Annotated in this window: 6 protein-coding genes and 2 pseudogenes; all 8 read left to right on the plus strand. The window is 71.0% G+C overall.

From position 1 onward, the window contains the following. Positions 1 to 985 (plus strand): Fe-S cluster assembly protein SufD (gene sufD, locus AC08ON_RS04495; protein ID WP_476616512.1); only part of this gene is annotated, 985 nt, incomplete at its 5' end. Then, positions 982 to 1,359, plus strand: a complete 378-nt coding sequence (locus AC08ON_RS04500; RefSeq protein ID WP_476606246.1) for a non-heme iron oxygenase ferredoxin subunit — start codon at positions 982 to 984, stop codon at positions 1,357 to 1,359. The genes sufD and AC08ON_RS04500, both read left to right, overlap by 4 nt. An 8-nt stretch (positions 1,360 to 1,367) precedes the next feature. Then, entirely contained in the window at positions 1,368 to 2,162 is a 795-nt protein-coding gene (gene sufC, locus AC08ON_RS04505; RefSeq protein WP_476606245.1) for a Fe-S cluster assembly ATPase SufC, read from the plus strand. Further along, positions 2,159 to 3,487 carry a cysteine desulfurase gene (locus AC08ON_RS04510; protein ID WP_476606244.1) on the plus strand — a complete coding sequence of 443 codons (1,329 nt, stop codon included), beginning with the start codon at positions 2,159 to 2,161 and terminating at the stop codon, positions 3,485 to 3,487. The genes sufC and AC08ON_RS04510 overlap by 4 nt, the downstream gene beginning before the upstream one ends. After that, a complete protein-coding gene (gene sufU / locus AC08ON_RS04515) occupies positions 3,484 to 4,002 on the plus strand; it encodes a Fe-S cluster assembly sulfur transfer protein SufU (protein ID WP_011436104.1) in 519 nt (172 codons plus the stop codon). Before AC08ON_RS04510 ends, sufU begins: the two co-directional genes overlap by 4 nt. Continuing rightward, complete coding sequence (locus tag AC08ON_RS04520; RefSeq protein ID WP_476606243.1) at positions 3,999 to 4,448, plus strand: metal-sulfur cluster assembly factor; 450 nt, start codon at positions 3,999 to 4,001, stop codon at positions 4,446 to 4,448. The genes sufU and AC08ON_RS04520 overlap by 4 nt, the downstream gene beginning before the upstream one ends. Before the next feature lie 226 nt (positions 4,449 to 4,674). Continuing rightward, positions 4,675 to 5,903: pseudogene (gene glgC, locus AC08ON_RS04525) on the plus strand (glucose-1-phosphate adenylyltransferase). A gap of 92 nt (positions 5,904 to 5,995) precedes the next feature. Continuing rightward, positions 5,996 to 6,390: pseudogene (locus AC08ON_RS04530) on the plus strand (glycogen synthase); the annotation flags it as partial.

Raw genomic sequence — 6,390 nt, forward strand, 5'->3', positions numbered from 1 at the left:
GGCCGCCTTCGCCCTGACCCGGTCGGCGGGCGCGCTCGCCGTCACCGTCCCGGCCGAGGCCGCGCTCACCGAGCCGGTGGTCGTGCACCTGCATGGTGAGAGCCCCAGGTCCCCGGCCGGGTTCGTCGCGACGAGCGGCGACGGCGGGCGGCGCGGCTCCCCGGGCGGGGTGGCCTACGGTCACGTCCTCGTCGAAGTGGGCCCGTTCGCGTCCGCCACCGTGGTGCTCGACCACACCGGCAGCGCCACCTACGCCGGCAACGTCGAGGTGTACGTGGGGCACGGCGCCTCGCTCACCTTCATCACCCTGCAGGACTGGGACGACGACGCCGTGCACCTCGGCGCGCACGCCTACTCGCTGGGGCGCGACGCTCGGCTGCGCTCGTTCACCATCACCCTCGGCGGTGACCTGGTGCGGCTCAACCCGACCGTGGACTACCGCGGGCCCGGCGGCGACGCCGAGCTCTACGGCGTGTTCTTCACCGACGCCGGCCAGCACCAGGAGCACCGGCTGCTCGTCACGCACGAGCCGCGTTCCTGCCGCAGCCGGGTCACCTACAAGGGCGCGCTGCGCGGGGACGCCGCCCACGCGGTGTGGATCGGCGACGTCCTCATCGGCGCCGACGCCGTGGGCACGGACACCTACGAGCTCAACCGCAATCTCGTGCTCACCGACGGCGCGCGGGCCGACTCGGTCCCGAACCTGGAGATCCTCACCGGTGAGGTCGCCGGTGCCGGTCACGCCAGTGCCACCGGCCGGTTCGATGACGAGGCGCTGTTCTACCTGCAGTCGCGGGGGATCTCGCCCGAGGAGGCCCGCCGGCTCGTGGTGCACGGTTTCTTCGCCGAGATCATCGACCGGATCGGCGTGCCGGAGCTGCGGGAACGCATCATGATCAAGATCGTCGGCGAGCTGTCGGCCGACCTCCCGGACGAGGCTGCGGAGCCGTCGTCGGCGGAGTTGTCGGTGGAGGTGGGCGGATGACGACCGCGACCGGCGGTTCTGCCGCGGGCAGCTCCTCGGTCGCCCCGCGGTGGCACCGGGTGTGTGCCGCCGCGGACCTCGCCGAGGGCACCGCGATCGGCACCGAGATCGAGGGTGTGCCGGTGTGCGTGGTGCGGTCGGGCGGGGCGGTCTACGCCGTGCGTGACGAGTGCTCGCACGCCGACGTGATGCTCTCCCAGGGCGAGGCCGAGGACGGCAAGATCGAGTGTTGGCTGCACGGGTCCCAGTTCGACCTGGCCAGCGGCGTCCCGCTGAGCCTGCCGGCGATTGAGCCGGTGCCCACGTACGCAGTGACCATCGACGGCGACGACGTGCTCGTCGACGTCACACATTCGAACCCGGAACGAGGGTGACGGCAGCGGTGTCCACACTGGAGATCCGCAATCTGCATGTCTCGGTGGAGACGGACGGCGAGGGCACGCGCGAGATCCTGCGCGGGGTGGACCTGACCGTCCGCAAGGGCGAGACGCACGCGATTATGGGGCCGAACGGGTCGGGCAAGTCGACGCTGTCCTATTCGATCGCGGGCCATCCCAAGTACACGGTCACCGAGGGCAGCATCACGCTCGACGGCGAGGACGTCCTCGCGATGAGCGTCGACGCCCGGGCCCGGGCCGGGATCTTCCTGGCGATGCAGTACCCGGTGGAGATCCCCGGGGTCTCGGTGTCGAACTTCCTGCGCTCCTCGGTCACGGCCGTGCGCGGCGAGGCGCCGAAGCTGCGGACCTGGGTCAAGGAGGTCAAGACCTCCATGGCCGCGCTCGAGATGGACCCGGCGTTCGCCGAGCGCAACGTCAACGAGGGCTTCTCCGGCGGCGAGAAGAAGCGCCACGAGATCCTGCAGATGGCGTTGCTCAAGCCGAAGATCGCCGTGCTGGACGAGACCGACTCCGGCCTCGACGTCGACGCGCTGCGCATCGTCTCCGCAGGTATCGAGTCGGTGCGGGCCAAGGGGGAGACGGGCATCCTGCTCATCACCCACTACACCCGCATCCTGCGCTACATCCGTCCCAAGTTCGTCCACGTCATGGCGGCGGGGCGGATCGTCGACGAGGGCGGCCCGGAACTGGCCGCCGTGCTGGAGGAGTCCGGCTACGACCGCTACGTCAAGGGTGGCGGTGCGGCCACGCCGGCCGGCGTGGGAGTGGCGTCATGACGCTGACCGACGCGGCCGTGCGCCCGGGGTCCGGACCCCGGCTCGTCGGCGGGTTCGACGTCGAGCAGGTCCGCCGGGACTTCCCGGTCCTAGCCCGCACGGTGCACGGCGACCGGCCGCTGGTCTACCTCGACAGCGCCGCCACCTCGCAGAAGCCGCTAGCGGTGCTCGACGCCGAGCGGACCTACTACGAGCTGCACAACGCCAACGTGCACCGCGGCATCCACGTGCTGGCCGAGGAGGCCACCGGGCTGTATGAGGCCTCCCGGGACAAAGTCGCCGCCTTCATCGGGGCTGGCGACCGCCGGGAGGTGGTGTTCACCAAGAACTCCTCGGAGGCGCTGAACCTCGTCGCCTACGCGATGAGCAACGCCGGGGCCGCCGGCGCCGAGGCGGAGCGGTTCCGGGTCGGCCCGGGTGACGAGATCGTCGTCACCGAGATGGAGCATCACTCCAATCTCGTGCCGTGGCAGATGCTGGCCCGGCGCACCGGGGCGACGCTGCGCTGGATCGGGCTGACCGACGACGGCCGGCTCGACCTGAGCAACCTCGATTCGATTATCACCGAGCGGGCGAAGGTCGTCGCCTTCGTCCACCAGTCGAACATTCTCGGCACGATCAACCCGGTCGCGCAGGTGGTGGCGCGGGCCCGCGAGGTCGGCGCGCTGACCGTGCTCGACGGCTCCCAGTCGGTGCCGCACAACCCGGTCGACGTCACCGAGCTCGGGGTGGACTTCCTGGCCTTCACCGGGCACAAGATGTGCGCGCCCACCGGGGTCGGGGTGCTCTGGGGACGCTACGAGCTGCTCGAGGTCATGCCGCCCTTCCTCGGCGGCGGCGAGATGATCGAGCTTGTCACCATGGAGGGCTCGACCTACGCGGCGCCGCCGCACCGGTTCGAGGCCGGCACCCCGATGATTGCCCAGGTGGTCGGGCTCGGCGCGGCCGTCGACTACCTGACCGCGCTCGGCATGCCGGCCGTCGCCGAGCACGAGCACGCGGTGACGGCCTACGCGCTGGACGCCTTCGCCGAGGTGCCGGGGTTGCGGATCATCGGTCCGCCGACGGCGGACGCCCGCGGCGGGGCGATCTCCTTCGTGCTGCACGAGGACGACGGCCGGCCGATCCATCCCCACGACGTCGGACAGATCCTCGACGAGCGCGGCATCGCCGTGCGGGTCGGGCACCACTGCGCCCGGCCGGTCTGCCTGCGGTTCGGGGTACCTGCGACGACCCGCGCGTCGTTCCACCTCTACACGACGACCGGCGAGATCGACGCCCTGGTGGAAGGACTGCACGGGGTCCGGAGGTTCTTTCTGAGGTGAAACTCGACTCCATGTACCAGGAGATCATCCTGGACCACTACCGCAACCCGCTCCACCGGGGGCTGCGGGATCCCTTCGATGCCGAAGTGCACCACGTCAACCCGACCTGCGGCGACGAGGTGACCCTGCGGGTGAAGGTCTCGGACGGGGTCGTCGAGGACGTCTCCTACGAGAGCGAGGGCTGTTCGATCAGTCAGGCGTCGGCGAGCGTCATGAGCGACCTCGTGATCGGCAAGTCGGTCGACGCGGCGCTGAAGCTCGAACGCGAGTTCCTGGCGCTGATGCAGTCGCGGGGCACCATCGAGGGTGACGAGGACGTGCTGGAGGACGCCGTGGCGTTCGCCGGCGTCTCCAAGTACCCCGCCCGGGTGAAATGTGCCCTGCTGTCCTGGATGGCGTGGAAGGACGCGACCGCCAAGGCGATGGATCCGAGCGTTGCCGTCGCCGGCGCATCCACCTCTGTCGCGTACCCCCGCGTCGCCCCCCTCGACGTACCCGAGCAGGAGAAGCCATGAGCGAGACGGTGACCGAGACGCGCTCGGCCGCGACGGGAGAAACCGCCGAGGCGGCGGATCAGCCCGCCGGGGTCCCGAAGCCGGTGCTGGACCCGGACCCGACGGGACCGGGCGCCCCGCCGGAGCTCGCCAGCTTCGAGGACATCGAGGAGGCGATGCGCGACGTCGTCGACCCGGAACTCGGCATCAACGTCGTCGACCTCGGCCTCGTCTACGGCATCCACGTCGCCGACGACAACACCGTCACCCTCGACATGACGCTGACCTCGGCGGCCTGCCCGCTCACCGACGTCATCGAGGACCAGACCCGCTCCGCCCTGGTCGACGGCCCGGACGGGCTGGCCGCGGACGTGACCATCAACTGGGTCTGGATGCCGCCGTGGGGGCCGGACAAGATCACCGACGACGGTCGCGAGCAGCTGCGCGCGCTCGGCTTCAACGTCTGACGGCCCCCGGCCCACCGGATGAACAACCGGTGGGGTTCGCGCAACGTACGGCTGGCTACCCAGCAACCACCGCTCACTCCGCCCGTATCCGCCCGCCAGGCTTGTAGGGTCGGAACCAGGCGATCGGCGTCGTCATCGGCCCATTTCGGCGGGCTTCCCGCCTCGTGGCGTGGTGTCCGGCCCCGCCGGTCGTTCGGAGATCGAGCCGGAAGACGGGAGCCTGTCTGTGCCGAGCCCGCGGGTCCTCGGTCTGGTGCTGGCCGGGGGTGCCGGACGGCGGCTGGCGCCGCTGACCGCGGACCGGGCGAAGCCCGCCGTCCCCTTCGGCGGGCTGTACCGCCTGATCGACTTCGTGCTGTCCAACCTGGTGAACGCGGGCTACCTGCGCATCGCGGTCCTGACCCAGTACAAGAGCCACAGTCTCGACCGGCACATCACGACGACATGGCGGATGAGCAACCTGCTCGGCAACTACGTCACGCCGGTGCCTGCGCAGCAGCGGCTGGGGCCGCGATGGTTCGCTGGCAGCGCCGACGCCATCCACCAGTCGCTGAACCTCGTCTACGACGACGCCCCGGACATCGTCGTGGTCTTCGGCGCGGACCATGTGTACCGGATGGACCCGCGGCAGATGGTCGCCCAGCATCTCGACAGCGGAGCCGGCGTCACCGTCGCCGGGCTGCGGGTACCGAGATCCGAGGGCAGGGCGTTCGGGGTCATCCAGACGGCCGCACGATCGAGGCGTTCCTGGAGAAGCCCGCCGATCCGCCGGGTCTGCCGGGTAGCCCCGAGGAGACGTTCGCCTCGATGGGTAACTACGTCTTCTCGACGGACGTGCTGATCGACGCCCTGCGCAAGGACGCCGCGGACGAGGACAGCGTCCACGACATGGGCGGGAACGTCATCCCGATGCTCGTGGCCCAGCGGGCGGCGGCGGTGTACGACTTCGCCGGCAACGTCGTCCCGGGCACGACGGTGCGTGACCGCGGCTACTGGCGCGACGTCGGCACCGTCGACTCGTACTTCGAGGCGCAGATGGATCTGTGCGCGCTCGACCCGGTGTTCAACCTCTACAACCGGGAGTGGCCGATCCTCACCAGCATCCCCTCGCTGCCACCGGCGAAGTTCGTGCACGACGGCCAGCAGCGCACCAGCACGGCCGTGAACAGCATCGTCAGCAATGGAGTCATCATCTCCGGGGGCACGGTGCGCTCGTCGGTGCTGTCCCCGGGAGTGCGGGTGAGTTCCTGGGCCGAGGTCGACCACACGGTGCTCATGGACAACGTGCTCGTCGGCCGGGGGGCCGTCGTCCGCGACGCCATCCTGGACAAGAACGTGCACGTGCCGGCGGGCGCCCAGGTCGGGGTGGACAAGGACCGGGACCGCGCCCGCGGCTACACCGTGAGCGAGCAGGGCATCACCGTCGTCGGCAAGGGCGTCACGATCGCCGACTGAACCGGCCGCCATCCGCCCGCACCCGTCCCGTCCCGCCCGCACCCGTCCCGTCCGTACCCGTCCCGTCACGGCACCGTTGGGAGAGACCGCACATGCGCGTCGCCATGCTCACCCGGGAGTACCCCCCGGACGTCTACGGCGGGGCGGGTGTGCACGTCGAGTACCTGAGCCGGGAGCTCGCCCGGCTGGTCGACCTCACCGTCCACCGCAAGGGGCCGGCGCCGGGCGGCGGGTCGGCGGGCGGCGGGCCCGCGGGTGCGGCGCCGTCGACCGGCGCCGTCGGCCGACCGGTGGTCGAGAGGGCGGGTGCCCCGGGGGTCGCCGCGGTCGCGGCGCACCGGGGCTGGGCCGCGCTCGCCGACGCGAACGACGCGCTGCGGACCGTGTCGATGGACCTGTCCATGGCCGCCGCGGCGGTCGGCGCGGACGTGATCCACTCGCACACCTGGTACGCGAATCTCGGTGGCCATCTCGCCGCGCTGCTCGG

It is taken from the genome of Frankia sp. CoWAU3, from assembly GCF_977971855.1.

Bases quoted from the DNA above. Each gene is read 5' to 3' on its own strand.
- AC08ON_RS04510 (WP_476606244.1), top strand. From the start codon at position 2,159: ATGACGCTGACCGACGCGGCCGTGCGCCCGGGGTCCGGACCCCGGCTC.
- AC08ON_RS04500 (WP_476606246.1), top strand. From the start codon at position 982: ATGACGACCGCGACCGGCGGTTCTGCCGCGGGCAGCTCCTCGGTCGCC.
- AC08ON_RS04520 (WP_476606243.1), top strand. From the start codon at position 3,999: ATGAGCGAGACGGTGACCGAGACGCGCTCGGCCGCGACGGGAGAAACC.